Source organism: Microbispora sp. CA-102843 (assembly GCF_050936215.1).
Taxonomy (GTDB): domain Bacteria; phylum Actinomycetota; class Actinomycetes; order Streptosporangiales; family Streptosporangiaceae; genus Microbispora.
Window position 1 is genome coordinate 4,937,565 of sequence record NZ_JBNJNF010000001.1, and the last position, 26,764, is coordinate 4,964,328.

General features: G+C 69.7%; 30 protein-coding genes. 17 read left to right on the forward strand and 13 right to left on the reverse strand.

Going from position 1 to position 26,764, the window contains the following annotated elements; genetic code table 11:
• Positions 1–44: 44 nt before the first annotated feature.
• Positions 45–1,484 (reverse strand): dihydrolipoyl dehydrogenase family protein, encoded by a 1,440-nt coding sequence (locus tag ACQEVJ_RS22940; RefSeq protein ID WP_433104185.1) that lies wholly within the window; start codon positions 1,482–1,484, stop codon positions 45–47.
• A 1-nt stretch (position 1,485) separates the two neighbouring features.
• The gene (locus tag ACQEVJ_RS22945) at positions 1,486–2,046 is read right to left on the reverse strand and encodes a hypothetical protein (RefSeq protein WP_433104187.1); all 561 of its coding nucleotides are present in this window, start codon (positions 2,044–2,046) and stop codon (positions 1,486–1,488) included.
• 342 nt (positions 2,047–2,388) lie between these two features.
• Between ACQEVJ_RS22945 and ACQEVJ_RS22950 the strand changes: the two genes are divergently transcribed.
• The 8 genes from ACQEVJ_RS22950 to ACQEVJ_RS22985 all read left to right on the forward strand — a co-directional run bounded on the left by ACQEVJ_RS22950 (position 2,389) and on the right by ACQEVJ_RS22985 (position 9,094).
• Positions 2,389–2,994 (forward strand): TetR/AcrR family transcriptional regulator, encoded by a 606-nt coding sequence (locus tag ACQEVJ_RS22950; RefSeq protein WP_433104189.1) that lies wholly within the window; start codon positions 2,389–2,391, stop codon positions 2,992–2,994.
• A 290-nt stretch (positions 2,995–3,284) separates the two neighbouring features.
• Entirely contained in the window at positions 3,285–3,938 is a 654-nt protein-coding gene (locus tag ACQEVJ_RS22955) for a DUF998 domain-containing protein (RefSeq protein ID WP_433104191.1), read from the forward strand.
• A gap of 48 nt (positions 3,939–3,986) precedes the next feature.
• Positions 3,987–4,358, forward strand: a complete 372-nt coding sequence (locus tag ACQEVJ_RS22960; RefSeq protein ID WP_433104193.1) for a YciI family protein — start codon at positions 3,987–3,989, stop codon at positions 4,356–4,358.
• 48 nt (positions 4,359–4,406) lie between these two features.
• Positions 4,407–5,741, forward strand: coding sequence for an RNA polymerase sigma factor (locus ACQEVJ_RS22965; RefSeq protein ID WP_433104195.1), 1,335 nt, complete (start codon positions 4,407–4,409; stop codon positions 5,739–5,741).
• An 80-nt stretch (positions 5,742–5,821) separates the two neighbouring features.
• Complete coding sequence (locus ACQEVJ_RS22970; RefSeq protein WP_433104197.1) at positions 5,822–6,391, forward strand: ArsR/SmtB family transcription factor; 570 nt, start codon at positions 5,822–5,824, stop codon at positions 6,389–6,391.
• Positions 6,384–7,235 carry an SRPBCC domain-containing protein gene (locus ACQEVJ_RS22975; protein ID WP_433104199.1) on the forward strand — a complete coding sequence of 284 codons (852 nt, stop codon included), beginning with the start codon at positions 6,384–6,386 and terminating at the stop codon, positions 7,233–7,235. The genes ACQEVJ_RS22970 and ACQEVJ_RS22975 overlap by 8 nt, the downstream gene beginning before the upstream one ends.
• A gap of 119 nt (positions 7,236–7,354) precedes the next feature.
• Positions 7,355–8,257, forward strand: a complete 903-nt coding sequence (locus tag ACQEVJ_RS22980) for an IS5 family transposase (RefSeq protein WP_433101433.1) — start codon at positions 7,355–7,357, stop codon at positions 8,255–8,257.
• 48 nt (positions 8,258–8,305) lie between these two features.
• Entirely contained in the window at positions 8,306–9,094 is a 789-nt protein-coding gene (locus tag ACQEVJ_RS22985) for a class I SAM-dependent methyltransferase (protein WP_433104201.1), read from the forward strand.
• Here the strand turns inward: ACQEVJ_RS22985 and ACQEVJ_RS22990 are convergent.
• Complete coding sequence (locus ACQEVJ_RS22990) at positions 9,069–9,683, reverse strand: helix-turn-helix domain-containing protein (RefSeq protein ID WP_433104203.1); 615 nt, start codon at positions 9,681–9,683, stop codon at positions 9,069–9,071. The genes ACQEVJ_RS22985 and ACQEVJ_RS22990 overlap by 26 nt on opposite strands.
• 117 nt (positions 9,684–9,800) lie before the next feature.
• Here ACQEVJ_RS22990 and ACQEVJ_RS22995 point away from each other — a divergent pair, with 117 nt between their 5' ends.
• Positions 9,801–10,283 carry a cation:proton antiporter regulatory subunit gene (locus ACQEVJ_RS22995; RefSeq protein WP_433104205.1) on the forward strand — a complete coding sequence of 161 codons (483 nt, stop codon included), beginning with the start codon at positions 9,801–9,803 and terminating at the stop codon, positions 10,281–10,283.
• A 9-nt stretch (positions 10,284–10,292) separates the two neighbouring features.
• The gene (locus ACQEVJ_RS23000; RefSeq protein ID WP_433104206.1) at positions 10,293–11,453 is read left to right on the forward strand and encodes a cation:proton antiporter; all 1,161 of its coding nucleotides are present in this window, start codon (positions 10,293–10,295) and stop codon (positions 11,451–11,453) included.
• Between the two features lie 59 nt (positions 11,454–11,512).
• Here the strand turns inward: ACQEVJ_RS23000 and ACQEVJ_RS23005 are convergent, their stop codons facing one another.
• Entirely contained in the window at positions 11,513–12,343 is an 831-nt protein-coding gene (locus tag ACQEVJ_RS23005) for a cytochrome c oxidase assembly protein (RefSeq protein ID WP_433104208.1), read from the reverse strand.
• The gene (locus ACQEVJ_RS23010; RefSeq protein WP_433104210.1) at positions 12,340–12,882 is read right to left on the reverse strand and encodes a DUF2243 domain-containing protein; all 543 of its coding nucleotides are present in this window, start codon (positions 12,880–12,882) and stop codon (positions 12,340–12,342) included. Before ACQEVJ_RS23010 ends, ACQEVJ_RS23005 begins: the two co-directional genes overlap by 4 nt.
• Before the next feature lie 299 nt (positions 12,883–13,181).
• On the opposite strand from ACQEVJ_RS23010, the gene ACQEVJ_RS23015 reads away from it, so the two are divergent.
• The gene (locus ACQEVJ_RS23015) at positions 13,182–13,676 is read left to right on the forward strand and encodes a hemerythrin domain-containing protein (RefSeq protein ID WP_433104212.1); all 495 of its coding nucleotides are present in this window, start codon (positions 13,182–13,184) and stop codon (positions 13,674–13,676) included.
• Between the two features lie 193 nt (positions 13,677–13,869).
• Positions 13,870–14,772: a Vgb family protein gene (locus tag ACQEVJ_RS23020; RefSeq protein WP_433112907.1), complete on the forward strand. Its 903-nt coding sequence runs from the start codon at positions 13,870–13,872 to the stop codon at positions 14,770–14,772.
• 158 nt (positions 14,773–14,930) lie between these two features.
• Here ACQEVJ_RS23020 and ACQEVJ_RS23025 read toward each other — a convergent pair whose 3' ends face one another.
• On the reverse strand, positions 14,931–15,698 hold the full coding sequence (locus tag ACQEVJ_RS23025; RefSeq protein ID WP_433104214.1) for a TetR/AcrR family transcriptional regulator: 768 nt from the start codon (positions 15,696–15,698) through the stop codon (positions 14,931–14,933).
• Positions 15,699–15,772: 74 nt separating this feature from the next.
• On the opposite strand from ACQEVJ_RS23025, the gene ACQEVJ_RS23030 reads away from it, so the two are divergent.
• The 3 genes from ACQEVJ_RS23030 to ACQEVJ_RS23040 all read left to right on the forward strand — a co-directional run bounded on the left by ACQEVJ_RS23030 (position 15,773) and on the right by ACQEVJ_RS23040 (position 18,502).
• Complete coding sequence (locus ACQEVJ_RS23030) at positions 15,773–16,747, forward strand: ATP-binding cassette domain-containing protein (RefSeq protein WP_433104216.1); 975 nt, start codon at positions 15,773–15,775, stop codon at positions 16,745–16,747.
• Entirely contained in the window at positions 16,744–17,571 is an 828-nt protein-coding gene (locus ACQEVJ_RS23035) for an ABC transporter permease (protein WP_433104218.1), read from the forward strand. Before ACQEVJ_RS23030 ends, ACQEVJ_RS23035 begins: the two co-directional genes overlap by 4 nt.
• 334 nt (positions 17,572–17,905) lie before the next feature.
• Positions 17,906–18,502: a hypothetical protein gene (locus ACQEVJ_RS23040; protein WP_433104220.1), complete on the forward strand. Its 597-nt coding sequence runs from the start codon at positions 17,906–17,908 to the stop codon at positions 18,500–18,502.
• 201 nt (positions 18,503–18,703) lie between these two features.
• Here ACQEVJ_RS23040 and ACQEVJ_RS23045 read toward each other — a convergent pair whose 3' ends face one another.
• Entirely contained in the window at positions 18,704–19,324 is a 621-nt protein-coding gene (locus tag ACQEVJ_RS23045; protein ID WP_433104221.1) for an EF-hand domain-containing protein, read from the reverse strand.
• A gap of 438 nt (positions 19,325–19,762) precedes the next feature.
• Here ACQEVJ_RS23045 and ACQEVJ_RS23050 point away from each other — a divergent pair, with 438 nt between their 5' ends.
• Entirely contained in the window at positions 19,763–20,074 is a 312-nt protein-coding gene (locus tag ACQEVJ_RS23050; RefSeq protein WP_433104223.1) for a hypothetical protein, read from the forward strand.
• 486 nt (positions 20,075–20,560) lie between these two features.
• Here ACQEVJ_RS23050 and ACQEVJ_RS23055 read toward each other — a convergent pair whose 3' ends face one another.
• The 5 genes from ACQEVJ_RS23055 to ACQEVJ_RS23075 all read right to left on the reverse strand — a co-directional run bounded on the left by ACQEVJ_RS23055 (position 20,561) and on the right by ACQEVJ_RS23075 (position 24,972).
• Positions 20,561–22,858 carry a molybdopterin-dependent oxidoreductase gene (locus ACQEVJ_RS23055; RefSeq protein ID WP_433104225.1) on the reverse strand — a complete coding sequence of 766 codons (2,298 nt, stop codon included), beginning with the start codon at positions 22,856–22,858 and terminating at the stop codon, positions 20,561–20,563.
• Positions 22,859–22,927: 69 nt separating this feature from the next.
• Positions 22,928–23,200 (reverse strand): SDR family NAD(P)-dependent oxidoreductase, encoded by a 273-nt coding sequence (locus ACQEVJ_RS23060; protein WP_433104227.1) that lies wholly within the window; start codon positions 23,198–23,200, stop codon positions 22,928–22,930.
• Between the two features lie 10 nt (positions 23,201–23,210).
• Entirely contained in the window at positions 23,211–23,498 is a 288-nt protein-coding gene (locus ACQEVJ_RS23065; RefSeq protein ID WP_433112910.1) for an SDR family NAD(P)-dependent oxidoreductase, read from the reverse strand.
• Between the two features lie 141 nt (positions 23,499–23,639).
• The gene (locus ACQEVJ_RS23070; RefSeq protein WP_433112913.1) at positions 23,640–24,230 is read right to left on the reverse strand and encodes a recombinase family protein; all 591 of its coding nucleotides are present in this window, start codon (positions 24,228–24,230) and stop codon (positions 23,640–23,642) included.
• Between the two features lie 172 nt (positions 24,231–24,402).
• Positions 24,403–24,972 (reverse strand): dienelactone hydrolase family protein, encoded by a 570-nt coding sequence (locus tag ACQEVJ_RS23075; RefSeq protein WP_433104229.1) that lies wholly within the window; start codon positions 24,970–24,972, stop codon positions 24,403–24,405.
• Between the two features lie 65 nt (positions 24,973–25,037).
• Between ACQEVJ_RS23075 and ACQEVJ_RS23080 the strand changes: the two genes are divergently transcribed.
• Positions 25,038–25,601 (forward strand): ArsR/SmtB family transcription factor, encoded by a 564-nt coding sequence (locus tag ACQEVJ_RS23080; protein ID WP_433104231.1) that lies wholly within the window; start codon positions 25,038–25,040, stop codon positions 25,599–25,601.
• 586 nt (positions 25,602–26,187) lie between these two features.
• Here the strand turns inward: ACQEVJ_RS23080 and ACQEVJ_RS23085 are convergent.
• The gene (locus ACQEVJ_RS23085) at positions 26,188–26,673 is read right to left on the reverse strand and encodes an N-acetyltransferase family protein (protein ID WP_433104233.1); all 486 of its coding nucleotides are present in this window, start codon (positions 26,671–26,673) and stop codon (positions 26,188–26,190) included.
• Between the last annotated feature and the right edge of the window lie 91 nt (positions 26,674–26,764).

Sequence of the window (26,764 nt, forward strand, 5' to 3'; positions counted from 1 at the left end):
CAGCTCAAGCCGCTGGCGTGGCCGGCTGCCGGCGGCCCCGGCGGTCAGCGGCCGTACGCCTCCAGCAGCCGCAGCCACACCTCGGTGACCGTGGGGAACGCCGGAACCGCATGCCACAGCCGGTCCAGCGGAACCTCGCCGACGACCGCGATCGTCGCGGCGTGCAGCAGTTCTGCGACGTCCGGGCCGGCGAGCGTGAAGCCGACGATCACTTTCCTGTCCTCGTCGACGACCATGCGGGCGTGCCCCCGGTAGCCGTCGGCGTGCAGGGCGGATCCGGCGACGGCGCCCAGGTCGTAGTCGACGACGCGGATCCGTACCCCGGCGGCCTCGGCTGCGGCGGCGGTCAGCCCCACCGACGCGATCTCCGGTTCGGTGAAGACCACCTGGGGCACCGCGCACTCGTCAGCCGTGGCGACGTGCCGGCCCCACCGGCCGTCGTCGACCGCTTCGCCCTTCGCACGCGCCACGATGACGTCGCCGACCGCGCGGGCCTGGTATTTACCCTGGTGGGTCAGCAGCGCTCGCCGGTTGACGTCACCGACGGCGTACAGCCACCCATCACCGATTGGCGCCCCGTCCTCCCCGACCACTCGCAGCGTGTCGTCCACCGTGAGCCAGGCACCCGGCGTCAGGCCGACGGCACCGAGACCGATGTCCTCGGTGTTCGGTATCCGGCCGATCGCCACCAGAAGCTCGTCGGCCTCGACCTGCTCGCCGTCGGTCGTCGTGATGTGCACCGTTCCGGCCTCGTCGCGGTGCACGGATGCGGCCTCCGCGCCGACGCGTACCGATACACCGGCCTCCCGCAACGACTCGGTGATGCGCTCGCCGGCGAACGGCTCGGCCAGCGGTAGCACACCGTCACGGGCCAGCATCGTCACCGAGGACCCCAGGGCGGCGAAGGCGGTTGCCATCTCCGACGCCACCACGCCACCACCGATGATCGCGAGCCGACCGGGGACCGCGCTCGCGGCGGCCGCCTCCCGGCTGGTCCACGGCGCGGCCTCGTGCAAACCGGGAATGTCCGGTATCAGCGCGCCGCTTCCGGTCGCGATAACCACCGCGTGCCGGGCCGTCAAGGTGACCGCGACGCCGTCGTCGCCGGTCACCTCGACCACGCCCGCGGACACGATCCGGCCCTGGCCGCGGAGCAGAGCGATCCCGGCCGAATCGAGCCAGCCGACCTGACCGTCGTCCTTCCAATGCGAGGCGAAGGAATCCCGGCGGGCCAGCACCGCGGCCACGTCGAGACCACCGGTCACCGTCTCGCGCGCCCCGGGCACCTGACGCGCCGCCCGCAACGCCGCCGCGCTGCGCAGCAACGCCTTGGTCGGCATACAGGCCCAGTAGGAACATTCCCCACCGACGAGCTCGCGCTCGACGACGACGGCGCTCAGCCCACCCTGCACCACCCGGTCGGCGACGTTCTCCCCGGCCGGACCGGCCCCGAGGACGACGATGTCGTAGGTGTTGCCGTCCATGTCAGTTGCCCTTCGCGGCGCGGCCGAGACGGAAGGCCGAGATGAGGAAGAAGATGCCGCCGGGGATGGCGTACCCGGCCGCGTTGATCAGCGTCGGGCTGGCCGCGGAGGCACCAGCGATGAACGACGCACCGGCGAATACGGAGATGCCGCCGCTGATGATCATCGGCCACTGGCCGCCCATCTTGCGGCGAGTGACACCCACGATCAGCTGGACCAGCCCGGCCACGACCGCCCAAGCACCCCACACCCGCAGCACCGCCGGGATACCAGACGCGCAGGCGATGGCCACGCCGATGGCGGTGATCAGACTGACCGCGATGTTCACGTACAGCAGGGCAGGCGATCCGGTGGTGCGCGACGCGCGGGCGTCGACGACGGCGGCGGCCACGTCGAACAGCGGGTAGAGCACGAGCAGAGCGACCGCGAGCGGACCCAGGTTCGAGGCGGTCGTGAACATCACGAGGGCCCAGACGATGGCGAACGCGAACCGGACGAAGTACAGCCGTCGCAGTGTGGACGCGGTCCCGGAAACATCGGGCGAAGCAGCGATAGTGCGCATGTTGATCCTTTGGTGGATGAGCGATGTGGAGAGCGGTTCAGAGCGGCCCGTGGTCGGCCTTCTCGATCGGGTGGGCGAGCAGCGATGGCCTGGTCCTGCCTGCTGACCAGGCACCAGGACGGGGTGGTCTGCCAGGCCCCCGCCTCACTCGTGCCGATGGAGGCGCTCCTGGCGGATGGCCCTGCCCGACGCCCCTGGTCGTGGCAGCCACTGGTGCGTACGTGAATACGACGAGCCGCTACTAGACATCCCTAACGAGACCGAACGTTCTGTCTCGTAAAAGCATGGCAACCTACGACACAGACTGTCAAGACCGAACGTTCTATCCGCTAGGATGGTGGCATGTCCAGCCAACCTGAAGGCCGGCCGTCCGAAGCGAGGTCCCGGCTGCTCAACACGGCCACCCGGCTCTTCTACGCGGAGGGCATCCACGCCGTCGGCATCGATCGCATCGTCGCCGAAGCACAGGTGACGCGGGCCACCCTCTACCGGCACTTCCCCGGCAAGGAAGACCTCGTCCTCGCCTACCTGAACGAGGTCGACCGAGCCATGCGGGGACAGGCGGACGAGGCTGTGACCGCCGGACCACCGGCCGACACCATCCGGGCCCTCAGCACGTCCATCACCCAAAGCATCCAGTCCCCCGGCTTCCGGGGATGCGCCTTCCTCAACGCTGCCGCCGAGTATCCCGACCCCGAGTCCCCGGTGCACAAGGCGGTGCTCGCCCACCGCCAATGGTTCCTGGAAACCGTCACGGAACTGCTGGCCAAGATCCAGGAGACCGGCGCCGAGCCCGCTGCCCGCCACTTCGTGATGATGCGCGACGGTGCCATGGCCGCCGGCTGCCTGTTCGACCCGGCGCTGATCTGCGAGACCTTCCTTCGCGGAGTCGACAGGCTCCTGCAGGTTTATGCCGTCACCGACTACAACGGACCGGCGGGCGTCTGAAGCCGCAGGCCTCCGCTCAGGAATGAAGCGGTCGAGCCCTGCCGGCGGTTGCCGGCCGGATCCCACGGCACGTCGGCGGTATTTTCCTCACAGCCGTTCTGGCTGACCTGCGAGTTCTTCACGCTGCTCGGCACCGAGCTCGCCCCCAGGGAGTTCACCGTTGGTGCCGCCGCCCTGCTCGGAAAAAATCTTGAAGAAAATCCTGGAGGCGTGTCGATCCGAGGGCGTCCCGTTCGAGGAGTGGGTGAAGGGCCGGTGAGGGACCGGCCCGGCCGAAGGGAGAACCACCCATGACCACCGTCACCGCCCACGCCGCCCGCACCTGCGACCGCGAGACCAGCGTCACCCGCAGCCTGCTCGGGTACGGCGTGATCGCCGGCCCGGTCTACGTCGGGGTGTCGCTGACCGAGGCCCTGACCCGGGACGGATTCGACCTGACCCGGCACGCCTGGAGCCTGCTCGCCAACGGCGACCTCGGCTGGATCCACATCGCGAACTTCGTGCTGGCCGGGGCGATGACCATCGCCTTCGCCGCCGGCCTGCGCCGGGCCCACGGCCGCGGCTGGGCCCCCCGCCTGCTGGCGGCGTACGGCCTGAGCCTGCTGGCGGCAGGGGCCTTCCGGGCCGACCCGGCCCAGGGCTTCCCCCGGGGCGTGCCGGCGGGCGAGGTGAGCTGGCACGGTGTCGCGCACCTGGCCTCCGGCGGCGTCGGGTTCGCCTGCCTGGTCGCGGCCTGTTTCGTCCTCGCCCGCCGTTTCGCCCGGCGCGGGCAGGCGGCCTGGGCGTGGAGCTCACGGGCGACCGGCGCGCTGTTCGCGGCCGGGTTCCTGGCCGTGGCCTCCGGCGCGGGCGCGGCCTGGGCCAACCTCGCCTTCACCGGCGCCGTGGTGCTCGGCTGGGCCTGGATCAGCGCCCTCGCCGTGCAGACCTACCGGAACGCCTGACCCGTCCCGCGTCCACCTGATAGATCATTGACCGGAAGGAGACGATCGATGCGTTACATGATCCTGCTCAGGGCCGCCCAGCCCGCCACCCCGCCGCCCGCCGACCTCATGGAGGCCATCGCCAAGCTCGGCCAGGAGGCGACCGTCGCCGGGGCGCTGCTCGACACCGCGGGGCTGGCCCCCAGCGCGTCCGCGGCGAGGGTGCGCATGGCCGAGGGCAGGCTCAGCGTGACCGACGGCCCGTTCACCGAGTCCAAGGAGCTGATCAGTTACGCCCTGTACGACGTGCGGTCGAAGGAGGAGGCGGTCGAGTGGGCCGCGCGCTTCATGCGCCTGCACCGCGACCTGTGGGAGGGCTGGGAGGGCGAGGCCGAGGTGGTCAAGGTGCTCGGCCCCGAGGACTTCGCCCCGCCGGCCTGAGCACGCCCCGCCTGAGACCCCCCGGCCTGAGCACCCCGTGACCGGCCCATGACGGATACCGAGGCGCCGCTCGCGGCGCACAGTGCAACTCAGACGCACAGTGCAACCCCGACGCACAGTGCAACCCCGACGCACAGTGCAACCCCGACGCACCGGGCGATCGAGGCGGTCTGGCGGATCGAGTCCGCCAGGCTCGTCGCGGGGCTGGCGCGCCTCGTCGACGACGTCGGCCTGGCCGAGGAACTCGCCCAGGACGCGCTGCTCATCGCGCTGGAGCAGTGGCCGGAGGCGGGCGTGCCGGACAATCCGGGCGCCTGGCTCATGGCCACCGCCAAGCACCGCGCGATCGACCACCTGCGGCGGCGCAGCCGCTACGAGCGCAAGCTCCAGGAGATCGGCCGCGACATCGAGAGCAGGCCGCAGCCGGACCCGGACGCGGGCATGGACGACCACATCCGCGACGACATGCTGCGGCTCGTCCTCACCGCCTGCCACCCCGCGCTGACCACCGAGGCGCGCGTCGCGCTCACGCTGCGCCTGCTCGGCGGCCTGACCACCGGGGAGATCGCCCGGGCCTTCCTGGCCACCGAGCCGGCGGTGGCACAGCGGATCGTCCGCGCCAAGCGCACCCTGGCCGCCAAAGGGGTCAGGTTCGAGATGCCGTCCCCGGACGACCTGGCCGAGCGGCTGGCCTCGGTGCTGGAAGTCGTCTACCTGATCTTCAACGAGGGCTATTCGGCCACGGCGGGCGACGACTGGACCCGTCCCGACCTCTGCCACGAGGCGCTGCGCCTGGGCCGCCTCCTGACGGGCCTGCTCCCCGGCGAACCTGAGGTGCACGGCCTGGCCGCGCTGATGGAACTGCAGGCCTCCCGCCTGCGCGCGCGCACCGGACCGGACGGGGCACCGGTCCTGCTCCCCGACCAGGACCGCCGCCTGTGGGATCGGCTGCTGATCCGCCGGGGGCTGGAGGCGCTGGAGCTGGCCGAGTCGCTCGGCGGCGCCTTCGGGCCGTACGCCCTGCAGGCGGCCATCGCCGCCTGCCACGCCCGGGCGGCCCGCCTCGAGGACACCGACTGGGAGCGCGTCGCCGCCCTCTATCGGGTGCTCGCCCACGTCGCGCCCTCCCCCGTGGTCGAGCTGAACCGCGCCGTCGCGGTCGCGATGGCCGGCGACCCCGCGCGCGGGCTGGAGATCGCCGACGCCGTCGCCGACGACAAGGCCCTGCGCGGCTACCCCCAGCTGCCCGCCGTACGCGGCGACCTGCTGGCCCGGCTGGGCCGTACGGACGAGGCGCGGCGGGAGTTCGAGCGCGCGGCGTCCCTGACCGCCAACGAGCGGGAGCGGGCCCTGTTCCTGGCCCGCGCCGCCGACTGCGGGTAGCCGACCCCTGCCGGGCGCCCCCTTTCTCCTTCCACGAGCGATTGACAAAGAGAGTTTTTACGTACAACATTGTTTTTGCGATGAGAGACGTCCTGTACCTGGAGCAGATCGAGCAGGCCGAGGCACTGCTCAAACCGCAGCGCATCGAGGTGCTGCGGCAACTGGCCGTGCCGCGCACGTGCACCGAGGTGGCGGCGGCGCTCGACCAGACGCCGCAGCGGGTCTACTACCACGTCAAACGCCTGGTGGAGGCGGGCCTGGTCGACCAGGTCTCCGAGCGGCGGGTGCGCGGCATCACCGAAGGCATCTACCAGGCGAGCGCCCGCTCCTACTGGCTGTCGCCGGGCCTGGTGGGCCGCATCGGCGGGCTGCGCCGGCGGCAGGACGAGCTCAGCCTGGGCTACCTGCTCGACCTCATGGAAGAGGTGCAGGCCGACATCGCCGGCCTCGACCGGACGGCGCCGGAGTTGCCGTCCATCGGCGTGTCCGGCGAGGTGCGCGTGCCGCCGGAACGGCGCCAGCAGTTCCTGGCCGACCTGCGCACCGCGCTGCAGGACCTGTTCACCCGCTACGGCGGCGACGAAGGCGACGCCTTCAAGCTCGCCGTGGCCTGCTATCCCCACTACCCCCCGGGAGACGACCGTGAGTGAACCGATGATCGTCCGTGTCCGCCTGGCGGCTCCGCTGAAGGAGGTGCGCCACGCGCTGACCGACTCCGCCGCGATGCGGGTGTGGCTGGCCGAGCACGCCGAGGCCGACCTGCCCGGCCGCTACGCGTTCTGGGGCCGCCGCACCCCCGAGGGCGACGCCCCCCACCAGCGCCCGCTGCACGCCGACGACCACACGCTGCGCTTCGCCTGGCTGCTGGACGGCGTGGAGACGACCACCGAGATCACGCTGGCGGAGGAGACTCCGGACACGACCGTCCTGACCCTGTCGCAGAGCCACTTCGACTTCCAGGACGTCATCACCGGGGCGAGCATCCGGGGCGTGCTGCAGACCTTCTGGTCGCTGGCGCTGTCCAACCTGGCCGACTACGTCGAGGGGCGGGAGATCGGCCCCCAGCCCGACTTCACCTCGGCCGACTTCCGCGGCGAGATGGTCGTCGACGCCCCAGTGGAGCAGGTCTTCGACTCCCTGGTCGACTCGGACAAGGCGAGCGACTGGTTCGGATACCCCATCGGCATCGAGCCGCACGTCGGCGGGCGCTTCGCCATGGGCGGCCTGGACGCCGACCCGCACCCCGCGAAGATCATCGACCTGGTTCCCGGCAAGACGATGTCGGCCGACTGGGGACCGGGCGGCGTCGTCACCTGGGAACTGGAGGACAGCGGCGGCAAGACCCACCTGACGTTCGTCCAGAGCGGCTTCGACACGGGCAATCCGCCGTACGCCGGCTGGACCGGCTGGCTCAGCGGCCTGGCCGCGCTGCGCCGTTACCATGAGGTGCCCGGCGGCCACCGGATCTGGCTCCCCGCCGAGCCGGCGGCCTAGACACGATCTAGGACCTGTTTCGAAGTCCGCTGACTGACGGCGTGTCGTGCCCGGACAAGCAGTGAGGTCTCCGGTAGAGGGTTCATCGACCAAGAAGAACCTGAACACCGGAGACCTCGTTGGCCACCTTAGCGGTGACGAGGCGGTTCGACCTGACCGATGCGCAGTGGGCCCGGCTGGAGCCGCTGCTGCCTGCGCCGAGCAGACCAGGGCGGCCGTCGAAGTGGACCAAGCGGCAGCTCATCGACGGGATCCGGTGGCGGGTACGGGTCGGGGCTCCCTGGCGGGACGTGCCGGAGTGCTACGGCTCCTGGCAGGCGGTGTACGCCCTGTTTCGACGCTGGCAGCGGGCCGGTGTCTGGCAGAAGATCCTCACCCGGCTGCAGGCCCTGGCTGATGCCGCCGAACTGATCGGCTGGCAGGTCGGGGTGGACTCCACCATCGTGCGGGCCCATCAGCACGCGGCAGGCGCGCGGCGCGATCCGCGTCTGCAGGCCGAACCGCCGGGTGGGGTGAGCACCGAGCCGGTCGACCACGCGCTGGGACGCTCACGCGGCGGCTTGTCGACCAAGCTGCACCTGGCCTGTGAGCAGGGCCAACGGCTGCTGTCGCTGGTGCTGACCGCCGGCCAGCGGGGCGATGCACCACAGTTCCAGGCGGTCATGGCCGGCATCCGCGTCCCCCGGCTCGGGCCCGGCCGGCCCCGTACCCGGCCTGAGGTCGTCCGCGCCGACAAGGCCTACTCCTCCCGGGCGATCCGCGCCTACCTGCGCCAGCGCGGGATCAGATGCACCATCCCCGAACCAGCCGATCGCATCGCCGCTCGCCTGCGGCGCGGCAGCCGCGGCGGTCGTCCCTTCACCTTCGACGCCCGCGACTACCGCGCCCGTCATGCTGTGGAATGTGGCATCAACCGGCTCAAACGCCACCGCGCCATCGCGACCAGGTACGACAAACTCGCCGTCCGCTACCAAGCCGCCATTCTCATAACCGCGATAGACGACTGGCTCACCAGGCTTTGAGACAGGCCCTAGCACCACACCGACGACGAGACGGAGTGTGATCGGTCCATGACGGTGACCCGGGAAGTGCTCGCCTACTACGAGCAGGACAAGGAAGACAGCAGGCTCCGTAGAGGACGGGGCCGGCTGGAGTTGTGGCGGACGCAGGACGTGCTGCGCCGGGCACTGCCGTCACCGCCCGCCCGGGTGATCGACGTCGGCGGCGGCACCGGCGTGCACGCCGAATGGCTGGTCGCCGACGGCTACGAGGTCGAACTGCTGGACCCGGTCCCGCTCCACGTCGAGCGGGCCGCGACGCTGCCGGGCTTGACCGCGCGACTGGGCGACGCACGCGATCTGCCCCTGCCGGACGCGAGCGCGGACGCGGTCCTGCTGCTGGGCCCGCTCTACCACCTGGCCGACCGCGCCGACCGGGTCGCCGCCCTGACCGAGGCGCGCCGCGTGGTGCGCCCCGGAGGACTGGTGGCCGCCGCCACCATCAACCGCTACGCGGCCGTGCACGACATGGTCTACCTGGGGGTCTACGACCAGGAACCACACCGCCGGGCCGCGCGCGAGGCCATGGAGGACGGCCGCCTGCTGGGTCCCGTGCAGGGTTTCTCCGCCTACCTGCACGACCCCGACGAGGTGCCCGGGGAGTTCGCCGACGCGGGGCTCCCGGACGCCGAGCGGTACGGCCTGGAGGGCGCCTTCTGGCTGTACGGCGACGTGAACGACTGGCTCGACGACCCCGAACGCCGCAGGCTCATGCTCGACGCACAGCGCACGTTGGAGCGCGTGCCGTCACTTCTCGGGGTCAGCGGCCACATGCTCACTCTCGCCCGCCGGCCCGCTTAGGCTCCTGCTTCGCTTTCGGGCGGGCGCGCAGATGGGCGCGCTCGCCCTGCTGGCCGAACAGGCTGAGGAACTCGACCGCTTCGGCGTCGGCGGCGCCGAACCAGTGCGGCAGCCGGGTGTCGAACTCGGCCGCCTCGCCCGGTGACAGCACCAGATCCTGCTCGCCGAGGACCACCCGCAGCCGCCCGTTGAGCACGTAGAGCCACTCGTACCCCTCGTGGGTCTTCGGCTCCGGCTGCCTCCTGGCGCTGCCCGCAGGGATCACCAGCTTGTACGCCTGGATGCCCCCGGCCCGGCGGGTCAGCGGCAGCATCGTCATGCCGAAGCGGACGACCGGCCGCAGGTGAATGCGCGGATCCCCCGTCTGCGGGGCGTCGACGAGCTCGTCCAGCGTGACCCCGTGTGCCTTGGCCAGGGGCAGCAACAGTTCGAGGGTCGGCCGGCGGGCACCCGACTCCAGCCGCGACAGCGTGCTCACCGAGATGCCGGTCGCCGCCGACAGGTCGGCCAGGGTCGTCTCGCGCTGCCGGCGCAACGCGCGCAGCCGGGGCCCTACCGAGACGAGAGCGTGTTCGAGGTCGTCGTCCACGCCGTCAGCTTGTCATACCCGCAACGACACCTGCGAAGACCGCGGAAATGAGACCTACGTCCATTATTGGTAGGTTCCTGGGCAAGTGTTGGCTTATCAGAACGGAGGAGCGGCGCCGTGGATGTCGAGCAGACGGTGTTGCCGGGGATCGGATTGCGGCACGAGTTCACCACGCGCTCGGGACGGCGGATCGGGGTCGTCTCCCACCGCACCGGGCGGCGCGACCTGGTGATCTACGATCCCGACGATCCCGATAGGGCCTGCGAGACGGTGAAACTCAACGACGAGGAGGCGGACGCGCTCGTCGAGCTGCTCGGCGCCCCTCGGATCGTCCAGCGGCTCAACGCCCTGCACCGTGAGGTCGAGGGACTCGTCAGCGTCCAGCTGCCGATCTCGCCGGGCTCCCCCTACGCCGGCCGGCCCATGGGCGAGGCGCAGGTGCGCACCCGCACCGGAGCCTCCATCGTGGCCGTCGCCCGCGCCGGGCACGTGTTCGCCAGCCCCGCCCCCGACTTCCTCCTCGCCGGGGAGGACATCGTGGTCGTGGTGGGCAGCGAGGACAGCACCGCCGCCGTCGCCGACATCTTCGCCAGCGGCTGAGGGCAGCGCGTGCACAATACGGCCATACTTTTCCTGGAATTCGGCGCCGTCGTCCTCGGACTCGGCATCCTCGGAGCACTGGCGCTGCGCGTCGGCATCTCCCCCATCCCTCTCTACCTCATCGCGGGCCTGGCCTTCGGCACCGGTGGCATCCTCCCGCTGGCCACCAGCGAGGACTTCACCGCCACCGGCGCCGAATTAGGCGTCATCCTGCTGCTGCTCACCCTCGGCCTGGAATACAACGCCGACGAGCTGATGACCAGCCTCAAGGGCAACGCCCGCGCCGGCCTGGTCGACCTCGTGCTCAACGCCGCCCCCGGCGCGATCTTGGCGCTGCTCCTCGGCTGGGGACCGGTCGCCGCCGTCGCCATGGCCGGCGTCACCTACGCCACCTCCTCGGGCATCACCGCCAAGGTCCTGTCCGACCTGGGCTGGATCGGCAACCGGGAGACCCCGGTCGTGCTGTCGCTGCTGGTGTTCGAGGACCTCACGATGGCGGTCTACCTCCCGGTCCTGACCGCCATGCTGGCGGGCCTGAGCCTGCTCGCCGGGGCGATCACCGTGGCCATCGCCCTCGTGGCGGTGAGCGTGGTCCTGCTGGTCGCGCTGCGCTTCGGCCGCTACATCGAGGCGTTCGTCGCCAGCCCCAACTCCGAAGTGCTCGTGCTCAAGGTGGTCGGGCTGGCGCTGCTGGTGGCCGGGCTGGCCCAGCAGCTGCAGGTGTCGGCCGCCGTCGGAGCGTTCCTCGTCGGGATCGCGCTGTCGGGCGAGCTGGCCGAAGACGCCCAGGCGCTGCTCGCGCCGCTGCGCGACCTGTTCGCCGCGGTCTTCTTCGTGTTCTTCGGCCTGCAGACCGACCCCACCAAGATCCTGCCCTCCGCCGGCCTGGCCGCGGGCCTGGCCCTCGTGACGATGATCACCAAGCTGATGACCGGCATCTACGCCGCCCGCCGCGCCGGCATCGCCCGCGCCGGACGGGTCCGCGCCGGCATCGCGCTCATCCCCCGCGGCGAGTTCAACATCGTCATCGCCGGGCTGGCGGTGGCCGCAGGCGCCCATCCCGACCTGGGCGCGCTGGCGGCGACGTACGTCCTGATCCTGGCGGCCTTCGGCCCCCTGGCGGCCCGCCTGGTCCAGCCGCTCCTGACGCGGATAGCCGCCCGCGCCTGAGGGTCGTCACTCCCCCCGCAACCGGCCTGCCCCGCACCGCGGCGGCAGGCCGGTGTGTTTCAGGCCCGTACGACCCGGCCGCTGACGGAGCGGATGCGGCGCTCGGGACGCCAGGTGGAGACGAGAGCGGCGGCGAGGAGGAGTTCGGCGATGTCGCCGCCGTAGTACATGATCTCCGCGCCGCCCTGGACCTCGGGAATGGGCGCGTGGATCTCCACCCAGAATCCGCCGTACATCAGCTGCGCGACGACCGCGTGCACGGCGATGGCACAGCCGAGGTAGACCAGACGGGCCCGGACGCCGGGCCGGGCGGGCGCGGGGTCGGGACCGGCGATGACGTGCGCGAACAGGCACCCCGACAGCAGGAAGTGCGCGTGCAGCAGCCCGTGCCCGGCGGGCTGGGCCGTCACGGCGCTGTAGAGCGGGGTGAAATACAGCACCACGAGGCTGCCGGTGGACAGCAGCAGGGCGGTCGCCGGATGGGTCAGCAGCCGGCCGGGACGGCTGTGCACGACGGCGCTCAGCCGCCGCGCGCCGCCGACGGGCAGGGTCCGCAGCAGCAGGGTGACCGGGGCCCCCAGCACCAATGCGAGCGGGGCGTACATGCCGATGAGCATGTGCTGGACCATGTGGCCGCGGAAGTCGGCGTGGGCGAAGGGCGCGACGGGCGGCAGGAGCGCCGCGGCCGACAGGACGACCCCGGTGGCGAAGCCCGCCGTACGCCACCGGCTCCAGCCCGCAACCGGGTTGCGGCGGCGCGCCCGCCGGGCCAGGTGCAGGTAGACGAGCAGGGCGAGGACCGGCAGCACCCCGGACAACCCCGCGAAGTGCGTGCCGTGATCCATCGTGCCGTGATCCATCGTGCCCTGGTTCATCATTCCGTGGTTCATCGTGCGGGGGTCTCGGCGGGGTCGAAGGACCGCCCGCTGCGCGCGAGCAGGTAGCCCCCGGCGAGCAGCAGCGCGCCCAGGACGAGGAAACCGATGTCCCACCAGAGCTGGTAGGGACCGCCGCGGACGTGGTGGATGGCCAGGATGTGGTGGTCCAGGACGCCTTCGACGAGGTTGAAGATCCCCCAACCGGCCAGGACCCAGCCCCACAGCACCCGCGAGGTCCACACCCGGCGCCGTTCGCGGGTGACCCTGGAGTACAGGATCGCGAGGCCGATGAGCACCGCGAGCCAGCACACGGCGTGGAAGACGCCGTCCCACACCGTGTTCATCTCCAGCCCGGAGACGGTGTGGGGGTTGTAGTACTTCACCCCGATGCGGTCGCTGTTGGTGCTGCTCAGCATGTGATGCCACTGCAGAAGCTGGTGCAGCAGGATGCCGTCGACGAACCCGCCGAGTCCCACCCCGAGCACGATCCCCGGCAGCCGCAGACTGACCGGCGTCACACCGGCCCGGGCCTCGCCCGCGGTGGTCGCCATCGCCCTGCCTCCGTCCCCTCCGCGCCGCTGCGCGGATCTCCGCCAGGGCAGGTTCCACGGACGAGAGGACGGAGTCACGCAGGCACGCGCGGATCCGCCGCCGGGCCTACCGACTCTTTATGGAGCGGCCGCGGTCGTTCCCGGACATCGGCCGGGAGGATCACACGCCGCTCTGGCCTGGGCTGACGAATTTGACAGTTTCTCTGCGAAGTCGGTAAAAATCTTGACAGCGTCGCGGTGTACCCGGCAGAGAGACCGCCGAGGGCATGGAGGCGCCGAACTCACGGAAACGACCTTTGGTGAGATCTGACCAGCGCCTGCTGGCGTTCGGCAACCAGTTGATTGACGTACACCTCTGGCTCCGCGAGGAGCTGGCAGGGCTGCGTGAAGACGTCGATGCCTATTTCGTCGGCGGTGCGCGACTGCGCGACCTGCGGGCCCACTGTCTGACCTTCTGCTCGGCGCTGACCCGGCACCACACCGGTGAGGACGACAGCGCGTTCCCCGAAGTCGCCGAGCAGTTCCCCGAACTGCGCCCGGTGCTGGAGGAGTTGCGCCGCGACCACCGGCTGGTGGAGGACTCCCTGCAACGGCTCGAGGCGCTTGTCGCCGGGCTGGACGAGGAGGCCGACCCGGCCGAAGTCCGGCGCGAGATGGACAGCCTGGCGGCGCTGATGGAGACGCACTTCGTCTACGAGGAGAAGCGCATCGTCTCGGCGCTCAACGCGTTGAACGTGCCGGGCTGGGACCGTTCGCTGCCCGCGTTCCTGCTCACTGACGACGTGGAGCGCTGACCGGCTCCGAACCCACCTCCCTCCACTGTCTCAGGCCAGGGCTGCGGCCTCGGTCATCTGACCGACCGTCACGCGGTGGGAACCAAGCCGCCGTTTCCGGGGCGCCACGCACGCGGCCACTGGTGCGCACCCACGGCCGGCATCGACCCATTCACTCCACATCCAAGGAGAAGGTTCGTTGACTCAGATCTCCATCGAAGAATTCGCAGTGACCGGCCGTGATGGCGGGCCGTACGCGCTCACAACGGGTCCGGACGGCGCGCTGTGGTTCACCTTGGCCCAGAGCGGCCAGATCGGCAGGCTGGTCCCCGGCGGCGAACCGGCGACTTATCAGCTCGACCCGGCCTGCAGGCCGACGATCATCGCCGCCGGACCGGACGGTGCCCTGTGGTTCACCGAATACCAGGCGAACCGCATCGGGCGGATCACGACCGACGGCGCCATCGGCGAGTTCACCCTGCCCACGGCCGGCTGCGGGCCGTTCGGCATCGCTCCCGGACCGGATGGCGCGCTGTGGTTCACCGAGACCACAGCCGACCGCATCGGCCGCATCACCACCGACGGCCAGATCACCGAGTTTCCGCTCACCGTGAGCGGCGCCTTCCCCTCCGCGATCACCGCCGGAGGCGACGGCGCGATGTGGTTCACCCTGAACCAGGCCAACGCGATCGGCAGGATCAGCACCGACGGCACGGTCGCCCTCCATCCCCTGCCGACCGAGGCCGCCGCACCGGTGGGGATCACCGCAGGCGAAGACGGCGATTTGTGGTTCGTCGAGATCGCCGCCGGCCAGGTCGGGCGCATCACCACCGACGGCCAGATCACCGAGTTCCCGTTGCCCGACCGCACCGCCCGGCCACATGCCATCACCACCGACGCCAACGGCACCGTGTGGTTCACCGAGTGGGGCGCCAATCGCGTCGGCTTGATCACCGACGGAGTCATCGAGGTGCACGACCTGCCCACCCCCGGCTGCGAGCCCCACGGCATCGCCCTGGGCCCGGACGGCGCGCTGTGGACCGCGCTGGAGATCGGCACACTCGCCCGCATCACCCGTGTCGGCAACGACCGGACGGCCCCGGCTTCTCGCCGCTGAAGGACCGCCTCCAGGCCATGTTCCGATACGGCTGGGAGGCCGGCAACGGACAGCTACACGCCTATGTCGAGGAGTGGGTGCGCGAGCCGACTGGCTCAACGCCGGAGCAGCCGGCCGCCCCCTGCCTCTCTTTGACCGGCACGTCTTCGGACGGTGCCTTATCCGGCGGTGCGGGCGGCGACGAACGCCTCGATGCCGTCGAGCACGCGCTGCAGGCCGAACTCGAAGGCCTGGTCGGGGTCGTAGGCCGCGTTGTACGCCTCGCCCGCCGCCGCGCCCACCCGGGCGGCGACCGGGTGACGCCGGGGGTCGAACACCTTGGCCAGGTAGGGCGCGTGCGCGTACCACCACTGCTCGTCGGTGACGCCGGTGGCCCCCGGCGCCTGCGCCGCCTCCACCGCGCCCCGCGCCGCGCCGCTCACGTAGCCGTTCAGCAGCGTGACGACCGAGTCCATCTCGAGGTCGTCCAGGCCGATGCCGTCGACCGCCCGCAACTCGTAGTCGTACTTGGCGATGAGGTTGGGGCCCAGCGGGGGCCGGGCGGCCGTCGACACCTGCAGCATCCACGGGTGCCGCCGGTAGAGCGCCAGGTTCTCCCGCGCGATCAGCTCCAGCCTGCCCCGCCAGCCGCCCGGCACCTCGGCGGGCGCGGGCAGTTCGCCGTACGCGGTGTCGAGCATGACGTCGATCAGCTCGGACTTGCCGGGGACGTAGGTGTAGAGGGACATCGTCCCCACGCCGAGCTGCTCGGCGACCTTGCGCATGGACAGCGCGGCCAGGCCCTCGGCGTCGACGACGTCGATCGCCGCGCGCACGATCCGGTCGACCCCGATCTCCGGCTTGCCCTTGCGCCCGGTCCGCTCACCCGTGCGCCACAGCAGGGCCAGACTCCGCGCCGGGTCTCCCTGCGAGCTGTACTCCGTCATCGCCTGCGAATTCTATGCACACCCTGATTCCGTAACAGGTACCGTACACCGTACGGAAGCTTGGAGGAATCATCATGACCTACGCGGTCGCGGCCGAAGGGCTACGCAAGCGATACGGGGACACCCCCGCCCTCGACGGCGTCGACCTGGCCGTCGGCGAGGGCACGGTGCACGGCCTGCTCGGGCCGAACGGCGCCGGCAAGACCACCGCCGTCCGGATACTCACCACGCTGCTGCGCCCCGACGGCGGCACCGCCCGCGTCGCGGGCTTCGACGTCGTACGGCAGGCCGCCGACGTACGCCGCAGCATCGGCCTGGTCGGCCAGCACGCCGCGCTGGACGAGGTGCTCAGCGGCAGGCAGAACCTCGTCATGTTCGGCCGCCTCCATCACCTGCGCCCGGCCGCGGCCCGTGCCCGCGCCGACGAACTGCTCGCCCGGTTCGGCCTCTCCGACACCGGGACCAAGCCCGTCGGGCACTACTCCGGCGGCATGCGCCGCCGCCTCGACCTGGCGGTCGGCATGATCTGCTCCCCGCCGGTGCTGTTCCTCGACGAGCCCACCACCGGGCTGGACCCGCGCGGCCGCACCGAGGTGTGGGACGCCGTCCGCACCCTCGTCGCCGCGGGCACCACCGTGCTCCTCACCACTCAATACCTGGAGGAGGCCGACCAGCTGGCCTCCCGCGTCTCGGTCGTCGACGCCGGCCGCATCGTCGCCGAGGGCAGCCCCGACGAGCTGAAGTCCGCGCTCGGCGGCGACCGCCTCGACGTCGTCGTGCGCCACACCGCCGACCTGCCCGCCGCCGCCGCGATCGCCGGCCGGGTGACGGGCTCCCCAGGCGGCACCGCCGTCGACGTGGACGCCGACTCCCGCCGCGTCAGCGCACCCGTACGCGACCGGTCCGCCGCGCTCCCCGAGGTCCTGCGCGCCCTGGACGCCGCGGGGATCGCCGTGGCGGACATCGCCGTACGACGACCCACCCTGGACGAGGTCTTCCTCCACCTGACTGGCACGGACGACAGTGCAGAAAGGGAAGCCGCGGCATGACCGTCACCACACCCGAGATCCCCCGCACCGCGGCCGCGCGGCTGCGCTGGGCCCTGGCCGACGGCTGGACCGTCACCCTGCGCGACCTCAGCCACTGGGCCCGCAAACCCGGCCAGGTCGTGGCGGGCCTGCTGTTCCCCGTCATGATCGTGCTGATGTTCGGCTACCTGTTCGGCGGTGGCATGGCCATACCGGGCGGCGGCGACTACCGCGAATACCTCATGCCCGGCATGTACGCCATGACCATGCTCTTCGGCATCGAAGCCACCTTCACCGCCGTCGCCCGCGACGCCGCCAAGGGCGTCACCGACCGCTTCCGCTCCCTGCCCATCGCCTCCTCCGCCGTCGTCCTCGGCCGCAGCGTCGCGGACATGCTCAACACCGTCCTCGGCCTCCTCGTCATGATCGCCTGCGGCCTGGCCGTGGGGTGGCGCTGGCACGAAGGCCCCGCCCGCGCCGCCCTCGCCGTCGGACTGCTGTTGCTGCTGCGCTTCGCGTTCCTGTGGGTCGGCATCTACCTCGGGCTGGCCCTCAACGGCCCGGAAGCCGTCATGGCCGTCCAGATCCTCGTCTGGCCCGTCGGCTTCCTGTCCAGCGCCTTCGCCTGGACCGGCACCATGCCGGGCTGGCTCGCCGCCGTCGCCGAGTGGAACCCCCTGTCGGCCACCATGGCCGCCACCCGCGCCCTGTTCGGCAACCCCGGAGCGGGCGGCACCACCTGGATCGCCGAGCACGCCGCGGTCATGGCCCTGGCCTGGCCGCTGCTGCTCATCGCGGTCTTCCTCCCGCTGTCGGTCCGCCGCTATCGCCGCCTCGACCGCTGACACCTCGACAGCGGCCGTGGGCGGAGAGCGGACCTCGTGGGCTGTTACAGGGGCAGGGGGCGGGGGGCGATGACGCGTTTCATGACGAGGGTGGACATGAGGCGGTCGACGTCGTCTGCCGCCCGTCCCTCTGGAGCTGCGCAAGAATCACGCGGTCGATGCCATCCATGAGCAAGCTTCTCCCACCAAAGCCCAGCAGCCAGCGAGAAAAAGCAAACACTTGGCCGGGCAGACCGCATACCCTTTTGCGGCATGAACGGCACGAACGGTGGTTTCTCCGGCCCGGTGAACCCTTTGCGGCAGGTCCCCCTCGACCGGCTCCGGCTGCGGACGAGTGAGAAGACGCGCCTACCCCGGTGACGTGCTGCCGTTGTCCGTCGCGGAGATGGATGTGCCGCTCGCCGAGCCGGTGGCCCGGGCGAGCACCGATGCGGTCGCGCTCGGCGACACCGGCTACCCGATCGGCACCGCCTATGCCGAGGCCCTCGCCGGCTTCGCCCGCCGCCGGTGGGGCTGGGACGGCGTCGCCGTGGAGCGCACCGCGATGATGCCGGACGTCATGCGGGGCGTGGTGGAACTCCTGGACGTGCTCTCCGCCCCGACCGACGCGGTGGTCCTCAACTGCCCCGTCTACCCGCCTTTCTACCACTTCGTGCAGCACACCGGACGGCGCGTCCAGGAGGCCCCGTTGGGCGAGGACGGCCGCATCGACTTCACCGTCCTGGAAGAGGCGTTCATCAGGGCCGGCCGGCACGGCCCTCGGCCGGTGTACCTGCTGTGCAACCCGAGGGCGGGACAGCGTCAACGTGGACCAAGACGAGGAGGAGGCGGCCGAGCGCGCGATGCTGAGCATGGTGCGCGCTGCGCTGCCGATCTGACGGGTCGCCGGGGCCGGAGCGGCCTTGAAGTCTCCCCACGGATAACACCCTGATAGCTGCGGCATCGGTCACGCTGAGCTGCGGTTACGCCGGGCTGAGAGTGCGCGAAGTGACCCTGTTATCTGCGGCAAGGGGCTTGCCGCCGGTTTTCGGTCTGTTGTTCCTCAGCCCCCCGCCCCGGACCCGCAGCCGGGACCCCGCCCCGTGCTCCTGGAACACGGCCCTGACGCCCTCGCCCGCACGGCAAGGGGCCGTCAGTCCGCGACTCTGCCGAACAGGTGGTTGGCGGGGGCGTCCGGGTCGTTGCCGTAGAAATACTCCGCGAGCGCCTGGTGGAACTCGGCGCGATCCAGCGCGCCTGAGCCGTCCAGGTCCAGGGCTGTGAAAACCTCGGCGCAGTGCTCGAAGGAGATGTTGCCGGCCAGGCCGAAGATCTGCTGGAACTCCTCTTGGTCGATCTTGTCGTTGCCATCGAGATCGATGAGGTCGAAATAGCAGTCGGCCACCAGCTGGATTTGCTGCGGGTACAGGCCGGGGTCAGTCAGGGCCCGCCGAAACCCTTCGGTCATCTCTCGCAGGTCGATCTTCCCGTCGCCGTCCTGATCCATCGGGGCGATCACGTGAGTCCAGAACGCGTCCAGCTCCTGGGTGAGGCGATGGGCGGTCGGGGACTGTGACGCGGCACGAGCGGCGATGTAGCGCTCGGCCATCAGCAGGACGTCCTGCCGGGTGATGACCCCGTCGCCGTCGACGTCGGCGCCCCTGAACCACTGGCGGTACTTGCGATCTTGAAGAGTGGTCATGTCTGCGTGAGCTGCGAACGAGTCCGACATGGTGTGGTTCCTTCCTGTTTGAGGATCATCACTGAGCCGCATCCGAAAGAAATCATGCAGTTACGTTCCGCGAGACGTCATGTGGGTGAGGGCGCGGTGACCGGCGACACGGATTCACGGCATGAGGTACGCCTCCTCCAGGAGACGGTCCCGTTGCAGGGCGTCCGGGGCCAGAGCTGTGACCAGGACGGCGGACCGACCAGGGCGTCAGTACGGCCCGGCCGGTCATCGGACGTTCCTGTTCATGCGGAGTTGGATGCAACCTTTACCACCTCGCCTTCGCCGTTTCGCGGGGATCGGATGATCAGCGCCAGGACGCTAGCCGACAGTAACGCAAGAGATACTCAGTGCGATGTGGCGTGGTGGTGAGGCATGAGTAACCTAGACACCCTGGCCTCCCTGACCACCGCCACCACCCGCTCCGGCTAAGCCGACACCCTCACTCGCCTGACCACCGTCACCGGCCCGGGCCACCCCGTCGTGGAGTTGACTCCCGAGCAGTACGCGACGGTGATGGAGCGCTGGCATCTCGCCGCGGCCGCCACCTGGAACCGGCACCTGTCCGCTCTGGTCTCCTTCACCACCTGGGCCCAGCGCCAGGACCTCCTGGCCACCAACCCGGCCCGCCGCCTGAGCCGGCGCAAGACCGCCCACCGCGGCGACCGCGCCATCCCCCTCGTCCGGCTGGAGAAACTGTTCATCGACGGCCGCCACCCGCTGCGGGAACGACTCCTGTGGCGTCTCCTGTACGACCGGCCGAGCCGAAGAGATCTTGTCCCTCAACGTCGATGACCTCGACACCGAGTTCCGCCGCGCCCGCGTCCGCTCCAAGGGCGGCGCCATCGAATACGTGCACTGGGGCCACCGCCACCGCCCGGCTGCTGCCGCGCCTGCTGAACGGCCGCACCACGGGGCCGGTCTTCCTCGCCGACCGGCGCGCTCCCGTCTCCGGGCCACGCGCGCCTGCGGCCGCCGACATCTGCCCGGTCACCGGCCGGGGCCGGCTGTCCTATCCGCGCGCCGAGTACCTGTTTAAGACCGCTTCCGCCGAGCTCGACCCGCACGGCCAGGGCTGGACGCTGCACCAGCTGCGCCACAGCGCGCTCCAACATCTGGCCCAGGCCGGGCGCACCGCGCCGGAATTGCAGGCCAAGAGCCGCCACCAGCACCTGGCCAGCCTCGGCCGCTACGTTCGCCTGGGCGAGGAGACCTCCGCCTATCACCGCCGAACACGATCCGGCAGCACGCCGACGCTCCCGCTGACGACCTCCTCCAGTCTCAATGCTCAAGGCTTGGGGGTGAAAAGGCGAGCACATCGGGAAGGGGGCTGTCGTAGCGCTCAACGTCGACCAGCGCACTGAGAGCACTCGGTCCTTGGGACAGGCGCGAGCACGGCCGATCCGCGGTGAGAACGTTCGGATTACCGTGGCGGTCCAACGTTCCGTTCAGGCCTGGCTGGACCGGATCCCACCACGCCCCTGTGGACAGTTGCACGACGCCCGGCATGACATCGTCCGACAGGACCGCGCCCGCGAGACAGCTACCTCGATCGTTGTAGACGCGCACGATCATGCCGCTCTCGATGCCGCGCGACGCAGCGTCCAACGGATTCATCGTCACGGGCTCACGACCACCGATCTTTGAACTGAGACTGCGGCCACCGTTGTCGTACTGACTGTGCAAGCGTGAGGCCGGCTGATTCGAGATCAGGTGCAGCGGGAATCGGTCCGACAGATCGGCACGAAGCCACTCCACTGGTTCAAACCACTTCGGATGCCCGGCGCAGTCGTCGTAGCCGAACGAGTCGATCTCCTCGGAGAAGATCTCGATCCGGCCCGACGGCGTCAGTAGGGGGAAACGCCGCGGATCTGAGCGGAGGTCCTCGAAACTGCCGGGGAACGGTCCGGTCGCCGCCGGCAGCTCAGCGGTGGAGCTGCGCCAGAAGTCGTCGAAGCTCGGCAAGGCGGCATCGCCGCCGAGCTTGGCCCTCGTCTGCTCGTAAAGGTGTCGGACCCACTCGGTCTCGGAGCGCGACTCCGTGAACTCCCGCTCGTACCCGAGCTGGGAGGCCAAGGCGGCGAAGATGTGGTGATCGGTGCGCGACTCGCCCGCCGGCTCGCGAACCTTCGGCATCGCGACGATGTGGGGGTCCGAAAATCCGGCGGCGAAGTCGTCGCGCTCCAGGCTGGTGGCGACGGGCAGCACGATGTCCGCGAACTTGGCCGTGGTGTTCCACCAGGCTTCGTGAACCACCACCGTGTCAGGGGTCTGCCAGGCGCGCGCCAACCGATGAAGATCTTGGTGGTGGTGGAACGGGTTCCCTCCACACCAGTAGATCAGGCGAAGCTCGGGCAACGTGAGGCGCTGGCCGTCGTAGTCGATGGTCTTGCCCGGATGCAGCAGGGCATCGGCGATCCTTGCCACTGGGATGAAATCCGGAAGAGGGTTGGACACCTCGGGTATCGTCCCCACGAAGGGGCGGTCTGGGGCAACGCCTGTCGCGTCCATCGTCGCGTACCCTGCGCCCCAGCCGCAGCCAGGCCGACCCATCGAGCCCGCCATGGCGGCCAGTACGACAGACATCCAGATCGGTTGTTCACCATGGTCTGCCCGTTGCACCGCGTAGTTGACCATGATGAGAGAACGCTGGGTGGTGAGGCGGCCAGCGAGGTCGGTGATCGCGTCGCGGCTGATGCCCGTGATCTTCGCTGCCCAGGCAGCATCCTTCGGGATGCCATCGAGCTCGCCGACCAGGTAGGAGGCGAAGCGATCGAACCCGACGCAGCACCGGCGAAGGAAGTCCTCATCGTGCCACCCGTTGACCAGCATCGTGTGTGCGATGCCGAGCATCGCGGCGGTGTCGGTGTTGGGGATGACGGGCAACCATTCGGCGTCGAGGAAGCCGGCGGTATCGCTGCGGATGGGGCTGATGTTCACGAACCGCACCCCAGCCTCACGGCACTGGCGTTGCAGGTTCTGCGTCTGGTGCCTGGCCAGCCCACCAGGGTTGATCTGGCTGTTCTTAAGGGCAAGCCCTCCAAACGCCACCACAAGCTCACAGTTCTCGGCTATCTCACCCCACATCGGCATCCGGGACTGGTAGCTCCACGGATGGCCGCCGATCACATGAGGGAGGATGACCTCCAACGCCGCGGTGCTGTAGGTGTTGCGAGAGTCGGTGTATCCCCCTCCCAGCGCCAGGAACCGGTGGAGTTGACCCTGCGCGTGGTGAAACCTGCCCGCACTCGCCCAGCCGTAGGACCCGCCGAACACCGCGCTGTCTCCGTGCTGTGAACGAACTCGACGGAGTTCATCGCTCACCAACGTGATCGCATCGTCCCAGCTCACCTCCACGAAGGCGTCCGTACCTCTGGCCGTGTCGTGGGCGCGCGGCTCGCCGTTCAGCCAGCCCTTGCGCACCGCGGGGCGCAACACGCGAGCGCTATCGTCGGCGGCTGTCACCATTCCGGAGCCAATCGGCGATGGAACGGGGTCATCGTGCCTCGGCTCGATTCGCACCAGCCGGCCGGAATCGACTACGGCGATATAACTACCCCAGTGCGTCGCAACCGACATACGTCGTTCCACCATGCATCAACTCCGACTCTGAAGTTTCCGCCTGATATTGGACAGCGGTTGCTAACGTCATACCCCGGGCACTACAAATTTACCGTTGCCGTAGAGAAGCGGATGGGCTACGGGACCCCAAAGCGGAACGCCAACGTCCCGGCAAACATCCTCGCAATCAGGGGCGACGTCCCCTGAACAGGCCGCGAGCGACGAGGCGTAGAGACCGAAGCCAGGGACCGGCCGTAGCGTGGCACCGGAGCCGATGTACACGATCGAGCCGCCGCTATTGACCTTGCGTGCTGCCTGCTGCAGCGTGAAGAACGCGCCTTTGGCATTGACGTTGAACATGCGGTCGTAATCAGCCTCCGTGACAGCACCGGCCGAGGCCCTCGTCGATGCCGGCGTTCGCCACGACGATGTCGAGGCCGCCGAACCGGCTCCACGCCGCGTCGAAGAGCGCCTCGATCTCGGCAGGATTTGACACGTCGGCGCGGATGTCGATCGCCCGGGAGCCCGCGGCCTTGATTGCCGCGACCGTTTCGGCGGCGCCTGATGAGTCCCGCGAGTAATTGACGACGACGCTTGCGCCGAGCCGACCCAGGCGAATTGCGATCGCCTGCCCGATGCCGCGGCTGGCGCCGGTGATGACTGCTACGGGGCTTGAGCAGCAACCGAACGGCCAGTGACGTTAAGGAGCCCGGTGGACGCCTCTTATCGTGACTGGCCGTTCTGATGCGGGTGGTCGTGGGATGGCTGGTAGAGCCCCGGTCAGCCGATGAGGTGCTGGTCAGCGGGGGTTGTTCGCGGCGGCCGCGGCGGTCTCGGTCTCGGTCCGGGCGGTTGTGAGGGTCTTGTGGACGACGCCGACGGAGACCTTGACGCCGGCGGCGATGGTGCGGATGGATTCGCCGCGTGCGTGGCGGACAAGGATGGCGGCGCGCTTGTCGTCGTCGACCACGGGTCGGCGGCCCCCGACCCGGCCGCGCTCGCGGGCGGCTTCCAGGCCGTTCTTGGTCTTGCGAACGATGTCGCGGCGACGGTCCTCGGCCAGGGCCAGGGCCAGGTCGAGGATCAGGGACCGTTCGGTGTGCTCGCCGGCGGCGATGCCCTCCAGCACCTTGACGCCGACGCCGCGCTGGAACAGATCGTTGAGGACGATCAGCCCTTCCAGGAGGTTGCGGCCGAGCCGGTCGACCTCCTGGACGGTCAGCAGGTCGCCGTCGCGGATATAGGACAGCGCGTTCAACAGGTCGGGGCGATCGTCGGTGGCGAGCTTGCCGCTGGTCTTCTCCTCGAAGACCTTCCAGCAGATGGGGTCGAGGGCGTCGTGCTGCCGCTGGGTGTTCTGCTTGTCGGTGCTGACAGATGGGCGAGCGATTCGATCGCGTCGAGGTCACGCAGCGCGAATCGCAGCTGTTCCCAACTTTCTTCGCGCGTCGCGAACGACACGCTCACCAGGCGCAGGACGACGAAGCACGAGGCGCCTGCCCCGATCCCTCGGGACCCTGCCCTTGACAGGACCTCACTCCATATCAGTTGGGCCGCGATGGTCAGACGGAGGCGAGAAATGCCCGCACCCGCTCCATTAGCAGCGCGGACGCCTCAGGGTCGTACGCGTCGAGCGAGGAGTCGGCGAAGAGGTGCTCGTCGCCGGCATAGACGAATAGCTCGGCGGCCGCCGTGGAGCCGGCGAGCTCGCGTGCGGCCGGCAGGTCCTCGTCGAAGAACTCGTCGCCCTCCTTGCCGTGGATCTGCACCGGCACGCCCTCGGGCCACGTCTCTCCGAATTCCGCGACCGGGAGGCAGGAGTCCATGAGGAGTGCCCCGCGGGCACCGGGTCGGGTCTGCGCGAGCCGCTGGGCGATCGTCACGCCGAAGGAGAATCCGGCGTAGACGAGCCCGGGGCCGAGTTCGTCGGCCTCGGCGGCGCCGCGCTCCCGGATCGCGTTGAGCCCCAATTCTCGAGCGAATCCGAACCCCTCCTCGATGCTGCCGAACGTGCGGCCGTCGAACAGGTCCGGCGTGTGCACGGTGTGCCCGGCCTGTCGCAGGCTGTCGGCGAAGCTCCGGACCCCGTCGGTCAGGCCTTGGATGTGGTGGTAAAGCAGCACGTCGGTCACGGCGTTGAATTCCTTGCGAACGATCGAAATTTCCGGAACGTTCCGCGATGCTAGTCTGTTACGCCATGGCAGACAACCACCCGGACTACGAGCTAGCCGATCGGATGGCGCTGACCAGACCGGACCAGGTGAAGGCCATCGGGCACCCGCTCCGCACGATGATCCTGCAGCTCCTCCACGAGCGGGCCGCGACCGTGACCGAGTTAGCGGAGGCAGTCGAGCGCCCCAAGAGCACTGTCGCGCACCACGTGGACGTGCTTACACGGAACGGCCTGCTCCAGGTGGTGCGCACGCGGAAGGTGCGGGCGATCGAGGAGCGCTTCTACGGGCGCACCGCGCGCATGTTCCACGTGGCAGCGGAGCCGTCACCCGCTGGCGAACAGATGCCGGGCGACTTCAACGACTTCGAGGTGGCTGCACGCGAGTCCGCGAAGGCGTTCGAGCAGGGAAAGCTCTGGGGCTTCATCCGGCATGCGCGCATCTCGCAGGATCAGGCCTCTCAGTTCTGGGACCAGATGGCGGAACTGGTTGATGAGTTCGACCGGATGCCGAGGTCCGGCGAAACCATGTACGGATTCGCGATCGGCATCTATCCCACCGACCACCCGACCCTGCCGACGGCGCAGTGATGCACCTACTCGAGAATCGCGGACGGCCTGATCTTGCACCTGGTCAAGCTGGCTGCTGCCGTCGTCACTGACGATCGATCCGCCCGCAGACCAAGTCAGGCCACCCACCGTGTTCAGCTCGACGTCCTCGGATAGCCGGACATCAGGTACGTGTCATCAAATGCTGCTGATCCTGTCGCATTGCCGTGGGCGGAGTGCCCGGATCTGCCGCAGACGACGCGCGGCCGGCCTCCCTTGGTTCGTCACTATGCGTGAGCGGAGATCCGTTCGACTCCTGGCGCGGCCGTCGCAACCGGCGTGGCGCCGAAACTCACGAACATCGAGAGCGGCGAGACCTCGCTGGCGCCCGAACTAAGCGACATTTGGCGCCGGAACTCAAAACCACGCCTGGAAGTAGCCGCCAGGCGGCGGGAGGGGTCACCCTGCTCGTCCAGATAGATCGCCTCAAAGTTCTCATCCGGTCCCAGGCAGCCCGATACTCCGCGTTCGATGCATCGGGACTATTCCTCGCCACTTCAGATGAGAATTCGCCACCCGTGCTGCAGGGCCTGGACCTAACCGGCTGAGGCGAACGCCATGGCGCTGATCAGCCCGCGCCCAGTCCCTTGCCGAGCAGCAGCCCGTGGCTACCAAATCCGGCCGAAGAGTAGAAGCCGACGGCGTCCTCGTTCGGCGCGAAGACCACCGCAAGGAGGAACTCGACGCCGCGGTCCCTGGCAGTCTGCTCAGCCGCGGCCAGCAATGCCCGACCGACGCCTCGACCGCGATGGCGGTCAAGAACCACAGTGTGGACCTCCGCAGTGCGGCGAGGAATCAGGATCTGATGGTCGGGAGGCGCCGATCGCAGGACGACCTCTGCCATACCCGCTGCCTCACCATCCACCTCGGCCAGGAGTAGCAGGTCATCCTGCCCGTCGCGCAGACGACTCTCGAAGTAGCCGCGCACCACATCGACGTCCGGTCGGCGATGGACGGACGGGCCAAGCCCAACGTGATGCTCCGCGTTCGCCATGCGTAGCTCGACGAGCGCGGAAACATCTTCCAACTTCGCACTTCGGATCGAAACGGCCACGTAGAACCCTCCATCAGCGATCTTGTAGGGAGACTGCCTGCGATCAACCTGTACGGCGCTGTCACGCACCACACGCCGCGAGATAGCAACG

Bases quoted from the DNA above. Each gene is read 5' to 3' on its own strand.
- ACQEVJ_RS22970 (WP_433104197.1), top strand. From the start codon at position 5,822: ATGAGAGACGTCCTGTACCTGGAGCAGATCGAGCAGGCCGAGGCACTG.
- ACQEVJ_RS23060 (WP_433104227.1), bottom strand. From the start codon at position 23,200: ATGTTCAACGTCAATGCCAAAGGCGCGTTCTTCACGCTGCAGCAGGCA.
- ACQEVJ_RS23030 (WP_433104216.1), top strand. From the start codon at position 15,773: ATGACCTACGCGGTCGCGGCCGAAGGGCTACGCAAGCGATACGGGGAC.
- ACQEVJ_RS23045 (WP_433104221.1), bottom strand. From the start codon at position 19,324: ATGCGGCTCAGTGATGATCCTCAAACAGGAAGGAACCACACCATGTCG.
- ACQEVJ_RS22945 (WP_433104187.1), bottom strand. From the start codon at position 2,046: ATGCGCACTATCGCTGCTTCGCCCGATGTTTCCGGGACCGCGTCCACA.
- ACQEVJ_RS22960 (WP_433104193.1), top strand. From the start codon at position 3,987: ATGCGTTACATGATCCTGCTCAGGGCCGCCCAGCCCGCCACCCCGCCG.
- ACQEVJ_RS23005 (WP_433104208.1), bottom strand. From the start codon at position 12,343: ATGAACCACGGAATGATGAACCAGGGCACGATGGATCACGGCACGATG.
- ACQEVJ_RS23010 (WP_433104210.1), bottom strand. From the start codon at position 12,882: ATGGCGACCACCGCGGGCGAGGCCCGGGCCGGTGTGACGCCGGTCAGT.
- ACQEVJ_RS22955 (WP_433104191.1), top strand. From the start codon at position 3,285: ATGACCACCGTCACCGCCCACGCCGCCCGCACCTGCGACCGCGAGACC.
- ACQEVJ_RS23080 (WP_433104231.1), top strand. From the start codon at position 25,038: ATGGCAGACAACCACCCGGACTACGAGCTAGCCGATCGGATGGCGCTG.
- ACQEVJ_RS23055 (WP_433104225.1), bottom strand. From the start codon at position 22,858: ATGTCGGTTGCGACGCACTGGGGTAGTTATATCGCCGTAGTCGATTCC.
- ACQEVJ_RS23025 (WP_433104214.1), bottom strand. From the start codon at position 15,698: ATGACGGAGTACAGCTCGCAGGGAGACCCGGCGCGGAGTCTGGCCCTG.
- ACQEVJ_RS22940 (WP_433104185.1), bottom strand. From the start codon at position 1,484: ATGGACGGCAACACCTACGACATCGTCGTCCTCGGGGCCGGTCCGGCC.
- ACQEVJ_RS22965 (WP_433104195.1), top strand. From the start codon at position 4,407: ATGACGGATACCGAGGCGCCGCTCGCGGCGCACAGTGCAACTCAGACG.
- ACQEVJ_RS22985 (WP_433104201.1), top strand. From the start codon at position 8,306: ATGACGGTGACCCGGGAAGTGCTCGCCTACTACGAGCAGGACAAGGAA.
- ACQEVJ_RS23035 (WP_433104218.1), top strand. From the start codon at position 16,744: ATGACCGTCACCACACCCGAGATCCCCCGCACCGCGGCCGCGCGGCTG.
- ACQEVJ_RS22950 (WP_433104189.1), top strand. From the start codon at position 2,389: ATGTCCAGCCAACCTGAAGGCCGGCCGTCCGAAGCGAGGTCCCGGCTG.